Origin of the sequence: Deinococcus aerophilus (genome assembly GCF_014647075.1) — a bacterium.
Classification (GTDB): Bacteria; Deinococcota; Deinococci; order Deinococcales; family Deinococcaceae; genus Deinococcus; species Deinococcus aerophilus.
Genome location: NZ_BMOM01000007.1, coordinates 50921 through 66149 on the forward strand (window position 1 = coordinate 50921; position 15229 = coordinate 66149).

The window sequence follows — 15229 nt, forward strand, 5'->3', positions numbered from 1 at the left end:
ACGGCGGGCGGGTTGTTGTGTGCTGTGTTATGACCCGGCGCTCGCGTGTCCCGGCGTCAGCCCACGCCGCCGCAGGAACTCGTCCCAGGTCCGGTCGTCACGGGGCAGGCCGTCCTCCTGCGTCCACATCCAGTACGGCGTGTACAGGCTGCGTGAGGTCAGGACCTCATCGCGGAAAATCCGGGCGCTGAGGCCGGTGTCCAGCAGTCCGCTGCTGTCAAAGCGCGCCAGCACGCCGGTACGGTCATAGGGGACGGCCCGCAACTCGGCGTGCCAGCCACCCGGTCCAGAGGTCAGCAGCAGGTACTGGGCCCGTGGATCGCCGTTGGCCGGTGCGCCCACCGCTCCGGTGTTCAGCACGAGCACGCCGCCGACCTCCGCGTGGGCTGGGCGGTGGATGTGCGAGCCGACCAGCACGCCGTGTCCGGCACTGAGTTCGTCGACCCGCTGCGGCGGGGTGCGCTCGCTGAGTCCCTCGCGGTAATCCTGCGCCGAGCCATGGGCGACCAGAACCGGCGGCAGCCCCGACTCCTGCAGGGTTAGGGTCATCGGCCAGTCGGCGGGCACGTGCAGCAGTCCGGCGCAGTCCAGTTGCCGGGCGCTCCAGTCGGTGGCCCCCCAGAAGGGGTCGGCAAACCACTCGGGGGGCAACTTGGCGCTGCGGGCGTCCCACAGCCGCAGCAGATCGTCGTGGTTGCCCAGCGTGAAGGTCACGTCGGAGCGCGACAACAGCGTGTCCAGCACGGCCACCGAATCCGGGCCCCGGTTGACCACATCCCCGTTCACGATCAACTGCTCGGCTCCCTGCGCGCGGGCGTCCGCGAGCACAGCCTGCAGCGCATCGGCGTTGCCATGAATGTCCGCGATGATCGCCACGCGCATGTCCCGGGCATTCTAGGGCAGCCTGTACCCAACAGACCGTCGGCAACGCAGCGGCCGACGGTCTGTTGGGTACAGCGAGACAGCCCGAGTTCGGTCCTCTGCGAACTCAGTCCTCAGCTTTTCCAGCTGCCGCCGCGTCCACGAACCACACCGGGGCCTCGACCCGCGCGACGGGATGGTCGCCGCGTCCGGCCTGCACATCGGCCAGGGCGGTGGCCTTGCCACGGCCGGTGACGAGCATCCAGCGCTCGCGCGCCGAGTTGATTTCCGGGAAGGTGAAGGTCAGACGCCAGGTGTCGTGTTGCGGCACGTGGTTCGCGACCACCCGTCCGTCCGCGTCCAGCGCCTGCGTGCCGGGAAACAGGCTGGCCGTGTGGCCGTCATCGCCCATGCCCAGCAGATTCACGTCCATGCAGGCCGGCAGCAGGGCGGCGTAGTCGGCCGCAGCGGGTTCCAGGGGACGGCGCTCTCCCTCCATGCGGTGAATCTGCGCGGGTGGCACTGGCACGTAGGACAGCAGGTGCTGCTGGGCCGAGCCGTAGTTGCTCTCGGGGCTGTCCGGACCGACGCTGCGCTCGTCGCCGAAATAGACATGAACCGACTTCCAGGGAATGTCCGGCAGCTCGCGCAGGGTCGCGTACATCAGCTTGGGGGTCCCCCCCCCAGACAGCGCGACATGAAAGCTGCCCCGCTGCGCGACCGCCTCGCGCGCCGCGCGGGCAAAGGCGTGTGCCGCCGCGTCGGCCGCCGCCTGCGCGGTGGGAAACACCTTCAGATTCATGGCCGGCTCCCCGGCGTCTGGAGGCCTGTACGCTCAGCCCGCACCACTTCCGCTGCCCTGCACCAACCACCGTTGCTCTGTTTCACAGCGTCTCCTTGGCCAGCGCCCAGGCATTCTCAAAATTCTCGATGCGTTCCGGGCGCGCCATCACCCGGCCCAGCCCCTCGGCCAGCGTCATGGCCGGCACATTGACCTCGCTGACGTGTTTCTTGTCTTCCCAGCGGGTTTCTACGCGGACCACCTCTCCCTCCACGCCGTGCAGCACAAAGCGCACCCCCGGGCCAGACAGTTCCACGCCGCACAGGTCCCCGTTCTCACGGCCACACCGCGCCGCCCGGAATTCCACGCCCTTCAGGTCGGGCCAGCCCAGCGTGTCGGCGACAAAACCGGCGTACAGCCGGGCGGGCAGATCCTTGGTGCCGGCGTAGCGCACGCTCAGGTGATCCACATGCTGCAGTTGCCGCGCGGCCTCCGGACTGTCGAACACCTGGGCCAGCGCCTCGCGCCAGCCGGCCGAACGGCTCCAGCCCAGATCGGCCAGGGCGTAATGCCGCGCCGGGGGGATGTCCAGCGTGAGGCTGTCGGCAATCACCTGATCGGCGATGTCGGTGAGCTCGCGCAGCAGCGGCCCGCCGGGTTTGGTGTCGGCACCCCACCACACGTGGTTGACCGTGGCCGGCCGCAGCAGGGGCAAGATGGCTCCCTGCAGCTGCTCGGTGCTGGCGTCCAGCGTCAGCCGCTCCACGAACAGGCCGCCGCGCTGCGGCACCAGACTGGCATGGACCTTCAGGTCATCGGTGCCGTCCATGACCCCGATGATCTGCCGTCCGGCATAACGCCCTTCCAGCCCACGCAGCGCCTCCTCCACCCGCGCCCGGTGCTTGCGGACGGTCAACGCCACGATGTTGCCGGTGTAGGCCCGGGTCTCCACGGTGGTGCGCTGCCACAGCTCGTCCAGCGTGGCCTGCGCTTTACGCACGCTGGTTTCCACCGGGCCGATCAGATGGGCGTCGGTGGCGGTCATGGGGTGTTTCCCCGCATCCACGGTCTGCGCATTGCCGCCTTCACAGTCGCCTCCAGCGCCGGTCCGGACCAATCAGTTCCTCGGCGGCCTCCGGTCCCCAGCTGCCGGCCGGATAGTTGGGAAAGTCGGGGGCGTCGCCCGTGCCGCCGGGCGGGGTGTCCCAGGAGTCGAGAATGCCGCCCACAATCTGCCAGGCGTGATCCACCTCGTCTTCGCGGGGAAACAGGGTCGCGTCGCCGATCAGGGCGTCGAGCAGCAGGCGGGAATACGGGCTTTCGAGCTGTGCGCCGAACGCATCGTAGCGAAAGTCCATCACCACCTCGCGCAGCACCATCTCCTGTCCCGGGGATTTGCTGGAGAACTTGAGGCTCACGCCTTCATCGGGCTGGATGCGGAAGGCGAGCACATTGCGCTCCAGCCCCCCAGGAAAGATGCCCAGCGGCGGACGCTTGAAGACCACGGCAATCTCGGTGACCTTCTTGGGCAGCCGTTTGCCCGTCCGCAGGAAAAAGGGCACGCCCTGCCAGCGCCAGTTGTCCACCTCCAGCTTGAGCGCCACATAGGTCGGGGTGCGGCTGCCGTGCTTGACGCCCGGTTCCTGGCGGTACCCGGGCACCCGCTCGCCGTCCATGCTGCCGGGGCCATACTGCCCGCGCACCGCCACCCGGTCGACGCGGCCCGAAGGAATCGGCTTGACGGCCCGCAACACCTTGGTTTTCTCGTCACGGATGGCCTCCGCATCGAAGGCGGCGGGCGCTTCCATGGCGGTCAGCGCGAACAGCTGCATCAGGTGGTTTTGCAACATGTCGCGCACCACGCCCGCTTCCTCGTAGTACCCGGCCCGGCCCTCCAGACCCAGGTCCTCGGCAGCCGTGATCTGCACATGGTCCACAAAGCCCCGGTTCCACAGCGGCTCGAAAATGGCATTGCCGAAGCGAATGGCCATCAGGTTCTGCACCGTCTCCTTGCCCAGGTAGTGGTCAATGCGGTACACCTGGGACTCGTCCCAGACGCGGTGGATCGCCTCGTTCAGCTCGCGGGAGCTGTCCAGATTCCGCCCGAAGGGCTTCTCGATGACGATGCGCCGCCAGCCCTCCGACTGGTCGGCCAGCCCCAGGCGGCCCAGACCGTTGCTGATCGGTTCAAACAGGCTGGGCGGGGTCGAGAGGTAGAACAGTGCGTTCTTGCGCCCGCCATGTGCCTTCTCGGCACGGTCCAGTTCCTTGCCCACGAGATCGTAGACCTCGTCGCTGCCAAAATCACCGAACTCGTAGTACAGCAGCTCCCGGAACTTTTCCAGGCTGCCCGGCTCGATGGCGTCGGTTTCCTTGCTTTCCTTCAGCGCCGCGACGGCGTAGTCCTTGAACTGCTCGTCGGTCATGTCCTGACGGCCCACACCCACGATGTTGAATGCACTGCCCAGCAGGCCGTCCTGCCACAGCCCGAACACGGCCGGCAGCAGCTTGCGCCGCGACAGGTCGCCGGTGGCTCCGAAGATCACCAGGGTCGTTGGTTCCGGCGCACGGTTGCGGCGCATCAGGGTGCGGAAGGGGTTCTGGCCGTCGGCCCCGGCGCGGCTGGGCACGCGCTGGCGCGACTTTCTGGGCTTCTTGCCGGGGCTGCTCGCCTTCTGCGCCGCCTTTTCACTCACGGTCTGCTTGACCGCCTGACGGCCCGCCGGGGTGGCGGCCCTGGTCTTGGAATCTGCCGCGGCCTCTTCGGCCGGAGCGCCCTTCTTCACCGCGGTACTCTTCTTCGCTGCGGCGGTCTTGGGCTGCTCACCGGCGGCCTGCGGGTCGGCTCCTTTCTTGCCGCGCCCCGGGGTCATTCGGTGCCTTTCACGCGGTCGTGTCCGGTTTCACCCAGTTGCTCGGCGGCCGAGCCGTCTCCGTGCTGCGGCTGCCGAGCGGCGGCAGAGATGTTCTCGGGCGCGGCGGTCTTGGGATGCTCGCCGGGCTGCACCTCGGGCACCAGGCCTTCGCGCTTGGGCGTCTCCAGCGTCTTGACGGCGTGACCCCCGAAAGCGCGGCGCATGGCCGAGAGCATCTGCCCGGCGTAGCTGACCTCCTGCTGGCTGCGAAAGCGCATCTGGGTCGCCAGGGTGATCACCGGGGTGGGCACCCCCTGCTCAATGGAGTCGATGATGGTCCAGCGGCCCTCGCCGCTGTCGGCCACGTAGTCCGAGAGCTGATTGAAGTCCGTGGAGTTCTTCAGGGCCTCGGCGGTCAGGTCCAGCAGCCACGAGCGGATCACCGAGCCGTGACGCCACAGCTCGGCGACCTGCGCCATGTCGAGGTCGAATTCCTCCTTGTGGCGCATCAGCTCGAAGCCCTCGGCGTAAGACTGCATCATGCCGTACTCGATGCCGTTGTGGACCATCTTGACGTAGTGCCCTGAACCCGCCGGGCCCATGCGGCCCCAACCCTGGTCGCGGGCGGGAGCGAGCACTTCCAGCGCCGGACGCAGGCGCTCCACGGCCGCCTCGTCACCGCCCACCATCATGGCGTAGCCCTCCTGAAGGCCCCAGACCCCGCCGGAGGTGCCCACGTCCACCAGGTGAATGCCGCGCCTGTGCAGTTCCTCGGCGCGGCGCATGGTGTCCTTGAAGTTGCTGTTGCCGCCGTCAATGATGATGTCCCCGGCAGACAGGCGCCCGGCGAGGTCGTCAATCACCGATTGGGTGATCTTGCCCGCCGGCACCATCACCCACACGGCCCGCTGTCCGGCGTCTCCCAGCGCGGCCATCAGCTCGTCCATGCTGCGCGCTCCGCGGGCACCCTGCGACTCAATCAGGGCCACGCTGTCCTCGCTGCGGTCGTAGCCCACGACCTCCTGGCCACCGCGCGTGAGACGCAGCACCATGTTGCCGCCCATCTTTCCCAGGCCAATCATGCCTATCTTCATATGGTTACCTCCAGCAGGCAGGAACCGCTTCCAGCGCTCCAACCGTTCATGAGGGGCATCATACGCGCCCCTGTCCCCTGGGGATTTGAGAGTGGCAGCCCACAACTCTAATGATGCGGCGGGGACGGCTGTGATGTTGAGGGCCTTCTGACTTGGACCGGGGTGCTAGCGTACAGCCATGACCGCCCCCTCCCCCACCGTCCCCGCCGAGGTTCTGGAGAAGGCGGCGCGTGGCGAGCGCCTGAACGCCGCCGAGATCGAGGCGCTGTACGGCCTGCCCCTGCCGGAGGTTGCCGGGGTCGCCAACGCCCTGCGCCTGGAGCGCCGTAACCCGGACGTGGTGACCTTCCTGATCGACCGCAACATCAACTACACCAACATCTGCAATGTGGGCTGCAACTTCTGCGCCTTCTACCGCACGAAGCGGCAGAAAGACAGCTACACCCTGGATTACGAGGAGATCAGCGCCAAGATCCGGGAACTCGAGGATGTCGGCGGCACGCGCATCCTGTTGCAGGGCGGCGTGAACCCCGAACTGGGGCTGGACTACTACACCGGGCTGCTGCGGCACGTCAAGGCGAACCACCCCACCATCCGCATCGACGCCTTCTCGCCCGAGGAAGTGCTGTTCATGGAAAAGACCTTCGGGCTGAGCCTGGACGCGCTGCTGGACACCCTGATCGCGGCCGGGCTGGACGGCCTGCCGGGAGCGGGCGGCGAGATCCTGGAAGACGAGGTGCGCCAGAAGGCCGCGCCCGCACGCATCGGCGCCGACGACTGGTTCCGCATCATTGACGCGGCGCAGCGCAAGGGGCTGTATACCATCGCCACCATGGTCATCGGCTTTGGTGAGACGTATGCCCAGCGCACCCGCCACCTGCTCAAGATCCGCGACCAGCAGGACCGGGCCACGCGCGAGTACGGCGGCAACGGCTTTTCCGGCTTTGCGATGTGGAGCCTGCAGACCGAACACACCCGGCTGCACGGCAAGGCCCCCGGCGCGACCGCCCATGAGTACCTGCAGCAGCTCGCCGTGGCCCGCCTCGCCCTGGACAACATTCCCAACATTCAGGCGTCGTGGCCCGCACAGGGGTTCAAGGTGGCGCAGGCCGCGCTGTACTACGGCGCGAACGATCTGGGTTCGACCATGCTTGAGGAGAATGTGGTCTCGGCAGCCGGGGGCCACGGGCGGCACCGGGCCACCGTGCGCGAGCTGATCCGGATTGCTGTGGACGCCGGCTTCACTCCCGCCATTCGCAACAGCCGCTTTGAGATCATCGACTGGCCGGATGTTCACTCGGCGCTGGGCCGCGCCGAGAACAATCCCGAAGAGGGCCGCGCGGTCGGAGCCGCCGGTTAAAGAATGCTCGCGCTGGCGTATGTCATCTGTGAGCGCCGCCGCCTGGGCGAAGCGGGAGCTCAGGGGGTGGGCCCCCTTCCGGTCAATGTTCACCAGACCGGCGGCTGGCACGCCGAGGCGCGGTTCCTGATTCCCGACGCCGATGAGCTGCAGGCACTTCTGCACGCTGCAAATGTCGCGGATCGGCCCCACCCTGCCCAGATGAGCGTGCAGGTCAGCGCCGACCTGCTGTTCGAGGATGGCGACATCACCGGTGAGACCTGGCTGACCCGGACAGACCTGAGCGCGCTGCTGGCCCACGCCGCTCCCGATATGCACGACCGGCTGTGTGCCTGGGAAGCCTTCGCGCGGGCCCTGGAAACTACCGGGCACGAAACGCGCTGCATCGTGTGGTTCATTCGCTGACCGTGCGGCTCAGCGGGGTGGGCTGCAGGCTGCAGAGGCAGGGGTTTTGGCTAAGCTACCCGGATGAACGAGCCGGCACCTCCGTCCGCCGACGTCCGCTTCGACACCCTCTTCAAGCGCTGTGTGGCCCAGCACGGACGCTTCGGTCACTCTGCCCATATTCATCTGGCGTGGCAGTTGCTCGGGGACCTGCCGGTGCTGGAAGCCCTGGCGACCTTCAACAGCGGCCTCCTCGCCCTGGCGCAGCGGCTGGGGCTGCACGACAAATACAACGCCACCCTCACCACCGTTTACTTTTTTCTGGTGCTGGAGCGCAGGCGGCCGGGCCAGAGCTGGGAGGAGTTCGCGGCCCGGAATGGCGACCTGCTGGACTGGGAGGAGCGGGAACAGGTGCTCGGCCCTTTCTATGACGTCCCCGCCCTGGCCTCGGAGGAGGCGCGCCGGAGCTTTGTCATGCCCAGGCCTCCCCATCACACGAAGTGAGCTTCAGCACTTCGGCCGACCCTCGTCCTGGTTCTGCATCCCCCCACCTCTCCGCTCCCTCCCCTTGACCCCTTCCCCGTCCCGCGCCACAATACCCGCAGCGTTGATCCGCAGGAGTAGCGCGCCAGCGGCCACGAGCGAGCCTGAGACGGTGGGAGTCAGGCGGCAAAAGCAGCGTGTGAAAGGCGGCGGGGAGCTGTTGCGTTAAAGAGGGCCAGTGAAAGCGGCACAGCCGCACGCTGGAACTGGGGTGGAACCGCGCGGAGGAACCTTCGCGTCCCCAGACGGGCCAAGCAGCTGCCGTCTGGGGCGTTTTCTTTTGCATCAGATGGTCAGGGCCCGGAAGGAGGACACCTATGCCCGCATCATCAATGGAAGAGCTGGTCAGCCTGTGCAAACGCCGGGGCTTTATTTTTCAGGGGTCCGAGATCTACGGCGGCCTGCAGGGCTTTTACGACTACGGCCCCCTGGGCGTGGAGCTGAAGAACAACATCAAGGCCGCGTGGTGGAGAAGCAACGTCTACGAACGTGACGACATGGAGGGCCTGGACTCCAGCATCATCATGCACCGCCTGGTTCTGCGCCACAGCGGCCACGAGGCGACGTTCTCGGACCCGATGGTGGACAACAAGAAGAACAACAAGCGCTACCGCCTGGACCATCTGGTCAAGGACCAGAAAGCGGACGTGGTGGCGCGGGTCGCCGCCGAGATGGGCGCAGACCCGGCCAACTTTCCGGCGGTGGTGGCGGCGCTGAACGCCAGCCCGGCGCGCGCCTCGGAAGCGCTGAAGGCAGCGGGCGTGCGCGACCCCTTCTCCGGCGAGGTCGGGGACTGGACCGAGCCCAAGCCGTTCAACATGATGTTCAAGACGACCATCGGCCCGGTGGCCGACGAGGACAGCTACGGCTACCTGCGCCCGGAAACCGCCCAGGGCATCTTCACCAACTTCAAGAACGTGGTGGACAGCACCTCGCGCCGCCTGCCCTTCGGCATCGCGCAGATTGGCAAGGCCTTTCGCAACGAGATCACGCCGCGCAACTTCATCTTCCGGGTGCGTGAGCTCGAGCAGATGGAAATCGAGTTCTTCTGTACGCCCGGCACCGACGAGGACTGGCACCAGCACTGGCTGGACAAACGCCTGGCGTGGTGGGAGGCGCAGGGCGTGCCCCGCGAGAAGATCGAGATTCTGGACGTGCCGGCAGAGGACCTTGCGCACTATTCCAAGCGCACCTACGACCTGATGTACGACTACCCCACGCTGGGCCATGAGGAAATCGAGGGCATCGCCAACCGCAGCGACTATGACCTCGGCTCCCACACCAAGGCGCAGGCCGAGCTGGGTCTGGTCGCCAGCGTCACCGAGAACAACGACAGCATTGCCAAGCTGACCATTCCCCACCCCGAGACGAACAAGCCGGTGGTGCCCTTCGTGATCGAGCCCTCGGCGGGCGTGGACCGTGCGCTGCTCGCCGTGCTGAGCGAGGCCTTTACCCGCGAGACGCTGGAAAACGGAAGCGAGCGCATCGTGCTCAAGCTGCGTCCCCACCTCGCGCCCATCAAGGTGGCGGTCATTCCGCTGGCGCGCAACCGCGAGGAGATCACGGCGGTCGCCCGGGCCATCAAGGCCGAGCTGCAGGGCCTGGGCCTGGGCCGCGTGCTGTACGAGGACAGCGGCAACATCGGCAAGGCGTACCGCCGCCACGACGAGGTCGGCACGCCGTACTGCGTGACCGTGGACTTCGACACCGTGGGCAAGGGCGAGGACCCCAGCCTGACCGACACCGTGACCATCCGTGACCGCGACACGCTGGCCCAGGAGCGCGTAAAGATCAGCGAACTGAGCGGCTGGATCCGGGAAAAGCTGCGGTAACTTCAGCTCCAGACGGCAAGGCAGAGGACGGCTCCCCAGGATTCAGGTGGGGAGCCGTCTTCCGTCTGCATGCCCTGATCAGGGCGTCATGCTCCGGGCAGCCGCAACAGTCCTTCCAGCGCGGCGTAGGCGTCGGGGCGGGCCAGAAACACCAGTTCGTCATCGGGGGTGAGCAGCAGTTCCGGGCGCGGCAACCTCACCGTGCCGTCCCGCACGATGCCGACAATCTCCACTCCAGGCGGCAGGCTGAGCAGCTTGAGGCGGGCGCCACGCCAGCCCGGGGGCACCCCCCGGCGGTACAGTTCGCGTCCTCCCGTCTCGGCGTCAGAAGCCGCGGCTGCCTGCGCGGGCAGGGCGTCATAGGGCACCGCCGGAGCGTCGGGCGCACGGCGCGGAATGAAGCGCACGGTGTCGGGCAGCAGGGCCGCGCCCCCCAGATGCACTCCGCTCTGGCCACGGGACGCCACCTGAGAGGGCAGCAGGCCGGCCGTTCCGCTCAGGGCGTGGGCCAGACCGCTCGCCACCAGCGCCGTGGGCAGCAGCGCTTCGCCGCCCCAGGCCACGGCGAGCAGCGCGGCCGCCAGCGGTACGTTCAGGGTAACGGTCAGAAAGGCCACCACGCCGATCATGGTGGACAGCGCCGTATCTGCGCCCAGAACGCTGCCCAGCCCGGCCCCCAGCAGACCGCCGACCCCCACCGAGGGCAGCACGCCGCCGCCGAAGGCCAGCCGGGCCCCCAGCGCAAGCAGCAGCCAGCGCCAGATGCCCTGCATCCCACCCTCGGTGCCCACGAAGCCCGAGGCGCTGAGCTGTACCCAGCCGCTGCCGTCGCCCAGCACCGCGGGCGTGGCGAACACGGCCAGCACCGCGGTCAACAGACCAAACACCCCTCCTAGCACCGGGCGCGGCCAGCCGGTGGTCCACGCGTCCGGGATGGCCTTGCCGACCATCAGGGACAGCAGCCCCACCAGGGTCACCACCACCGCCACAAGCAGCAACGGCAACAGTTGTGGCGCGGCCGGCGTGCCCACCTCTGGAAAGCTCAGCAGGGGCGTAAAGCCGTAGGCAAGTCCATACACGGCCGTGCCGGCAACGGCGGCGAGAACACAGGGCATCACCACCTCGAACTCAAACTCGAAGCGGCGGTACAGCACCTCGGCCACCAGCACGGCGGCGGCCAGCGGCGCGTGCAGCACTGTACCCAGCGCCGCCGCCGCGCCCGCCAGCGTCAGGGTGCGGACCTCCACCGCGTCCAGCCGGGTCACCCGGCCCAGCAGCCGCGCCCCCAGCTGTCCCACGCTGGTGAAGGCCGAGTCGCGGCCCACCAGCAGGCCGGAGGTATAGGCCAGCCCGGTACCTAGCAGGGTGCGCAGTTGCGTTACCACCGGCGGCCATTGCCCGCGGGTGTGGTAGCCGCGCACCAGCTGGGTCATCGCGTCGCCCTGTGCGGCGGGCACCAGCAGGGTGTAGGCCACCCCGACCACCGGCAGGGTCAGCAGGCCCCACGGCAGCGCCTCGCCAAAGGCCATCATCAGGCCGCCCTCGCCGGGCGTGCCGGGCGGCGAGTAACCGGTCAGCACCGATCCCCAGCGCAGCAGGGCGTCCAGGCTCATGCGCAGCAGGATGCTCAGGCCACCCACCAGCGCGCCCAGCAGCACGCTGAGCACCACCACCCGACCTGTTTCCAGACGGGTCAGCACGGCGCGGGGCAATGGAGAACGCATGCCGGCCATGCTAGAGCAAAGCGCCGGGCCCCCGTCGCTGCCTGCCGCGCAGACCCGGCGGGGACTCGGCACCTGTAGGACCCAGTCGTGTCAGATTAAGCCCTTCTTAAGTCAGGAGTGGTCTGCCGCGCGCGACACAGGCCGTTAAGATGAGGACCGTTGGCCGGGAGGCGCGTGCACCGTGCCCGCATCTGTTCCGGCCGGAAAGGAGCAACACTGTTATGGCTTACCAACTTCCCAAACTGCCTTACGCCTACGACGCGCTGGCCCCCCACATTGACGCCCGCACCATGGAGATCCACCACACCAAGCACCACCAGGCCTACATTGACAACGCCAACAAGGCGCTGGAAGGCACCGAGTTCGCCGACCTGCCGGTGGAAGAACTGGTGACCAAACTGGACAGCGTGCCCGCCGACAAGAAGACGGCGCTGCGCAACAACGCGGGCGGCCACGCCAACCACAGCCTGTTCTGGACCGTGATGGGCCCCAACGCCAGCGGCAAGCCGAGCGGCGAACTGATGACGGCCATCGAGGGGGCCTTCGGCTCCTTCGAGGACTTCAAAAAGAAGTTCGAGGACGCCGCCAAGACCCGCTTCGGCAGCGGCTGGGCATGGCTGGTCGTGCAGAACGGCAAACTCGCCGTGGTGAGCACCGCCAACCAGGACAGCCCCCTGATGGGCGAGGCCATTTCCGGCACCAGCGGCACCCCAGTTCTGGGTGTGGACGTGTGGGAACACGCGTACTACCTCAACTACCAGAACAAGCGCCCCGACTACCTGGAGGCCTTCTGGAACGTGGTGAACTGGGACGAAGTGGCACGGCGCTACGCCGAGGCGAAGTAAGCGGAATCCGGACCTGTTCACAGCTGCCCCCGACCACACTCGGTCGGGGGCAGTTTTCTGGCTTCTTCACAGCGGCCTGCGGGGAGGGCCGCCCGACTTTTTAATCAGACCCGCACGAGGTACGCGCTGTCAATCACATCCAGATCCCGGACGGCCTGCAACTGCTCAGTGCTCAGGCTGTCGTCCAGGGTCAGGGTAAACAGCGCCTGACCCCCCCGCTCGGCGCGGCCCAGGGCCATGCCCGCAATGTTGATGCTCCAGGTTCCCAGCATGTTGCTGAGCTTGGCGACGGCACCCGGCTTGTCCTGGTTGCTGGCGATCAGGATATATCCCTCGGGTTCCAGTTCCACGCGGTAGTCGCGCAGGCGGGTCAGACGCGGGCTGCGCCCGAAGACCGTGCCGCCCACCGTGCGGGTGCGGGTCTTGTCTGCTCCCCGGCTGCTGACCTTCACGATCACCTCGGTCTGGTAGTCGGGGCTGTCGGTCTCCTCGCGGATGGCCAGGTTGATGCCGCGTTCCTTTGCCAGGGCGCGGGCATTGATCATGTTGGGCATCTCGTCGGTGCTGCCCGACAGGTAGCCCACCAGCACACTGGTCACCACCGGAGCAGGGTCGGCAGGGAATTCCCCCCGGAAGGTGACCTCCACGTCATGCGCGCCGGGAAGCAGCTGCGCCTGGATGCGGCCCAGCTTCTCGCCCAGCGTGAGGTACCCGCCCAACGCCTCCAGGGTCTTGGCGTCCAGCGCCGGAGCGTTCACCGCCCCCTTGCTCACGTCGCCGTGCAGCGCCGACAGCACCCGCGAGACGATCTCCGCGCCCACCCGCTCCTGCGCCTCGTGGGTGTTCGCGCCCAGGTGGGCGGTGATGCCCAGGTTCGGGGCCCCCAGAAAGATGTGCTCGGCGGTGGGCGGCTCGTCCACGAACACGTCCACCCCCGCCCCGAACAGATGCCCGCTGTGCAGGGCGTCCACCAGCGCCTGCTCAGCGATGATGCCGCCGCGCGCCGCGTTGACCACGATGGCGCCGGGCTTCATCACGGCGAGTTCGCGTGCGCCGATCATGCCGGTCGTTTCCTCAGTCAGGGGCGTGTGAACGGTCAGAAAATCCACCTGTCCCAGCAGGTCATCCAGGGTCTCGGCGCGGGCCACGCCCAGGCGCTCGAACTTGCTGCCCGGCACGTAGGGGTCGTAGGCCACCACGTTGAGGCGCAAGCCCTGGGCGCGGTCGGCCACGATGCTGCCGATGCGCCCCAGCCCCACGATGCCCAGCGTCTTGTCCTTGAGCTCGATGCCCAGGAACTTGCGGTCCCACACCCCCGCGCGGGTCTGGCGGTCACTTCGGGTCAGGCCGCGCGCCGCCGCCATCAGGTGCATCATGGCAAGTTCCGCTGCCGAGACATTGTTGCTCTCGGGGGCGTTCAGCACGAGCAGACCACGCAGGCTGGCGTATTCCAGATCAATGTTGTCCACACCGACGCCGCCGCGCCCGATCACCTTCAGCCGGGGGCCGGCCGCGTCGATCAGCTCGCGGTCCACCCGGGTCCGGCTGCGCGTGATCAGCGCGTCGTAGTCGGGCAGACGGCGCAGCGTCTCGGCACGCTCCATGTTGCCCTGGTAGTCGATCTGAAAACCCTCGTGTTCCAGATTGCCGGGGTTCATCTCGTCGCAGATCAGCACGCGCAGCACCTGCGGGGCCGGAACGGCGGGGGCGGAAGTGGGAGCGCTCATGTCCAGAGGGTACGCGGGATGCGTGACGCAGGACGCGGTTTATCTAGGCGGTGACCCGGCGGAGGCCGGGCTGATCTTTACGCGCCCCTGCTTCCTCACACCCACGGTGAGAGCGCCGCGTCCACCTTCAGCGCCCCGGCGAGCCGTCCGGCGTATTCCCGCGCCCCGACCTCGTAGACCCCCAGCGTCTGCAGATGGGGGTTCTGGATCTGGGCGTCCAGCAGCGTAAAGCCGCGCGCGTGCAGATGCCCGGCCAGCGTGACCAGCGCAACTTTGCTCGCATTGGTCACGCGGTGAAACTTGCTCTCGGCAATGAAGGCGCCGCCCAGCGCCAGGCCCAGGATGCCGCCCGCCAGCTCACCGCCGCGCCAGACCTCAAAGGAATGGGCCAGCCCGGTGGCGTGCAGGTGATGGTACAGGGCCGTCAGCTCGGGGCTGATCCACTCGCCGTCGCGTGCCGGAGCGCCCGGCAGCCGGCCCCGGCAGCCCTCCAGCACCTCATCAAAGGCGGTGTCTACCCGCACCTCAAAGCGCGGCAGTTCACGGCGCAGGCGCCGGGCGACATGCAGGCCGTCGGCCTCGGTCAGGGGCACCAGGGCGCGTCCCCGCACGCTGTACCACTGCACGCCCTCCCCGTTGTCCATCAGAAAGGCGCCCCCGGCGTAGCCCCGCGCCACCTCGCAGGTCAGGGGGTCGGCGTGGTTCAGGAAGGCGGCTGCGGTGGGCACCTCAGCGAAAACGCGGCACACAAGCGCGGCGCCGCTCAGCGTGCATACAGCACTGCTTGGGTACAGCGGAACAGCGCCATGACCCGGCCCTCCGGTCCGCGCACCGTGGCGTCCCAGACCTGGGTGGTGCGCCCGGCATGCACGCTGCGGGCCTCGCAGGTGATGGTGCCTTCCCGGGCGGTGGACAGGTGGTTGCTCTTGAGTTCAATGGTCGTAAAGCCGCTTGAATCCTCGGGCAGCAGGATGCGGGTACCGTAGCCGCAACTGGTATCGGCCAGCGCCACCACGCTCGCGGCGTGCAGATAACTGTTGGGCGCGAGCAGTTCGGGGCGCACCGTCAGCTCCGAGTGAACCAGCCCGGCCTCCAGGTGGGTAAAGCGGATGCCGATCAGGCCGGGCAACTTGCCCTCGCCCAGCCGGTTGAGTTCGTCCAGGCTGGGCAACGGGCGCGAAGGGGTCGGGGACATGGGGCGCAGGGTAGCAGGGATACCGCTG

The 15229-nt window shown here is 67.9% G+C and carries 14 protein-coding genes; 5 read left to right on the forward strand and 9 right to left on the reverse strand.

The annotated features are described in order from the left end of the window. Positions 1–27: 27 nt before the first annotated feature. The 5 genes from IEY21_RS06360 to gnd form a co-directional block, all read right to left on the reverse strand. Positions 28–882, reverse strand: coding sequence for a metallophosphoesterase family protein (locus IEY21_RS06360; protein ID WP_188902519.1), 855 nt, complete (start codon positions 880–882; stop codon positions 28–30). Positions 883–988: 106 nt separating this feature from the next. After that, positions 989–1663: a 6-phosphogluconolactonase gene (gene pgl / locus IEY21_RS06365; protein WP_188902521.1), complete on the reverse strand. Its 675-nt coding sequence runs from the start codon at positions 1661–1663 to the stop codon at positions 989–991. A gap of 82 nt (positions 1664–1745) precedes the next feature. Further along, the gene (locus tag IEY21_RS06370; protein ID WP_188902524.1) at positions 1746–2687 is read right to left on the reverse strand and encodes a glucose-6-phosphate dehydrogenase assembly protein OpcA; all 942 of its coding nucleotides are present in this window, start codon (positions 2685–2687) and stop codon (positions 1746–1748) included. Positions 2688–2727: 40 nt separating this feature from the next. Next, positions 2728–4515, reverse strand: a complete 1788-nt coding sequence (zwf, locus tag IEY21_RS06375) for a glucose-6-phosphate dehydrogenase (protein WP_188902526.1) — start codon at positions 4513–4515, stop codon at positions 2728–2730. Continuing rightward, complete coding sequence (gene gnd / locus IEY21_RS06380; protein ID WP_188902528.1) at positions 4512–5591, reverse strand: phosphogluconate dehydrogenase (NAD(+)-dependent, decarboxylating); 1080 nt, start codon at positions 5589–5591, stop codon at positions 4512–4514. The genes zwf and gnd overlap by 4 nt, the downstream gene beginning before the upstream one ends. A 178-nt stretch (positions 5592–5769) precedes the next feature. Here gnd and mqnC point away from each other — a divergent pair, with 178 nt between their 5' ends. The 4 genes from mqnC to IEY21_RS06400 all read left to right on the forward strand — a co-directional run bounded on the left by mqnC (position 5770) and on the right by IEY21_RS06400 (position 9710). Continuing rightward, positions 5770–6951, forward strand: a complete 1182-nt coding sequence (gene mqnC / locus IEY21_RS06385; RefSeq protein WP_188902530.1) for a cyclic dehypoxanthinyl futalosine synthase — start codon at positions 5770–5772, stop codon at positions 6949–6951. Between the two features lie 3 nt (positions 6952–6954). Beyond that, positions 6955–7356, forward strand: a complete 402-nt coding sequence (locus IEY21_RS06390) for a hypothetical protein (protein WP_188902532.1) — start codon at positions 6955–6957, stop codon at positions 7354–7356. 63 nt (positions 7357–7419) lie between these two features. Then, positions 7420–7839 carry a hypothetical protein gene (locus IEY21_RS06395; RefSeq protein WP_188902534.1) on the forward strand — a complete coding sequence of 140 codons (420 nt, stop codon included), beginning with the start codon at positions 7420–7422 and terminating at the stop codon, positions 7837–7839. Between the two features lie 356 nt (positions 7840–8195). Beyond that, the gene (locus tag IEY21_RS06400; RefSeq protein WP_188902536.1) at positions 8196–9710 is read left to right on the forward strand and encodes a glycine--tRNA ligase; all 1515 of its coding nucleotides are present in this window, start codon (positions 8196–8198) and stop codon (positions 9708–9710) included. An 86-nt stretch (positions 9711–9796) separates the two neighbouring features. On the opposite strand, the gene IEY21_RS06405 is transcribed toward IEY21_RS06400, so the two are convergent. Next, entirely contained in the window at positions 9797–11434 is a 1638-nt protein-coding gene (locus IEY21_RS06405) for a chloride channel protein (protein WP_188902538.1), read from the reverse strand. Between the two features lie 221 nt (positions 11435–11655). On the opposite strand from IEY21_RS06405, the gene sodA reads away from it, so the two are divergent. Beyond that, positions 11656–12279: a superoxide dismutase [Mn] gene (sodA, locus tag IEY21_RS06410; RefSeq protein WP_188902539.1), complete on the forward strand. Its 624-nt coding sequence runs from the start codon at positions 11656–11658 to the stop codon at positions 12277–12279. Positions 12280–12383: 104 nt separating this feature from the next. Here the strand turns inward: sodA and serA are convergent, their stop codons facing one another. The 3 genes from serA to IEY21_RS06425 all read right to left on the reverse strand — a co-directional run bounded on the left by serA (position 12384) and on the right by IEY21_RS06425 (position 15201). Next, positions 12384–14006, reverse strand: a complete 1623-nt coding sequence (gene serA / locus IEY21_RS06415; protein WP_188902541.1) for a phosphoglycerate dehydrogenase — start codon at positions 14004–14006, stop codon at positions 12384–12386. Positions 14007–14101: 95 nt separating this feature from the next. Beyond that, positions 14102–14734, reverse strand: coding sequence for a leucyl/phenylalanyl-tRNA--protein transferase (gene aat / locus IEY21_RS06420; protein WP_188902543.1), 633 nt, complete (start codon positions 14732–14734; stop codon positions 14102–14104). Positions 14735–14769: 35 nt separating this feature from the next. After that, the gene (locus IEY21_RS06425; RefSeq protein WP_188902545.1) at positions 14770–15201 is read right to left on the reverse strand and encodes a PaaI family thioesterase; all 432 of its coding nucleotides are present in this window, start codon (positions 15199–15201) and stop codon (positions 14770–14772) included. Positions 15202–15229 lie beyond the last annotated feature (28 nt).